The 1,300-nt window shown below is 74.8% G+C and carries 2 protein-coding genes; both read left to right on the top strand.

All coding sequences use genetic code 11. The features are described 5' to 3' along the window. A partial coding sequence (locus ACWCPI_RS21170; protein WP_451039559.1) for a hypothetical protein occupies positions 1-207 on the top strand: 207 nt, incomplete at its 5' end. 79 nt (positions 208-286) lie between these two features. Then, positions 287-1,210: an alpha/beta fold hydrolase gene (locus ACWCPI_RS21165; protein WP_451039558.1), complete on the top strand. Its 924-nt coding sequence runs from the start codon at positions 287-289 to the stop codon at positions 1,208-1,210. The last annotated feature ends 90 nt before the right edge of the window (positions 1,211-1,300 follow it).

The following is a 1,300-nucleotide window of genomic DNA, read 5'->3' as shown; positions in this document are numbered from 1 at the left end:
ACCGCCGCGGCCGTCACCGAGCCGGACGCGGGCGAGGCCACCGAGGCCAAGCCCAAGGCCCGCCGCACCCGCAAGACGGTGGCGTCCTCCGCTCCGGCCGCGGACATCCCGGCCCAGGCCACGCAGGAACCCGCGGCCACGCAGGCGCCCGCGCCGCGCCGCCGCACCCGCAAGGCCACGGTCGCCGCGGAGCCCGCGGAGAGCTGATCGCCGTACGACGGCCCGGTCCCATCCGAGATGGGGCCGGGCCGTCGGCATTCCGCGCCCCACCCGCTACCCTCCCCCCGTGACCACCGAACCCGTCTTCACCCCGCCTCCGAACGCCCGCGCCTACCCCCTGCACACCTCCCGTGGCGCCTTCGCGGTGGTCGACCATCCCGTCGCCCCCGGCGTCGAGCCCCGCGGCATCGCCCTGCTGCTCCCCGGGTTCACGGGCAGCAAGGAGGACTTCACGCTGATGCACGAGTCGCTCGGGGCCCGCGGCTACCGCACGGTCGCCGTCGACGGACGCGGGCAGCACGAGTCGGACGGACCCGAGGACGACGAATCCGCGTACGCGCGTGAGGAACTGGCCAAGGACGTCCTCGCCCAGGCAGCGGCCCTCGACGCCGGTGACGTCCCCCTGCACCTCCTCGGTCACTCACTCGGCGGTCAGATCGCCCGCGCCGCCGTCCTGCTGGACCACGCCCCGTTCCGCTCGCTGACCCTCATGGCGTCGGGCCCGGCCCAGATCTCCGACTCCCAGCAGCAGCGCGTGAAGCTCCTGCGGGACGCGCTCGGGGTGATGACGATGGCGGAGACCTGGGAGGCGATCCTCGCCATGGGACCGCCCGAGGAGGTCGGCGGACCGGCGCGCGGCATCGGCGGACTGGAGTTGCTGCGCCGCCGCTGGCTCGGCACGAAGCCCGCGCAACTCCTCGCGACGGGGCGGCAGTTGACCACGGAACCGGACCGCGTCGACGAACTCGCCGCGCTCCCGCTGCCGTTCCACGTCCTGTCCGGCGCCAGCGACGACACCTGGCCGGTCCCCGTCCTCGACGACATGGCGGCCCGGCTCAAGGCGCGCCGCACGATCATTCCCGGCGCCGAGCACTCCCCCAACGCCGACCAGCCCCTGCTCACCGCGCGGGCCGTGGCCGACTTCTGGGACGGGATCGACGGGAGCGACCCTGCGGACGGCTTCGCCGGAGGACCGCGGGCGGGCGCCTAGGTCGTGTCCGCAAAGTCCCGCCTGCCCCGCGACGCCTGGCACGCACTCTCGCCGCACCGGGCGAAAGCCCACGTACAACCAGTACGAGGG

It is taken from the genome of Streptomyces sp. NPDC001920 (assembly GCF_053594495.1).
Note: the sequence above shows the minus strand (reverse complement) of the source record. Positions and strands in the feature narration are given on the sequence as shown.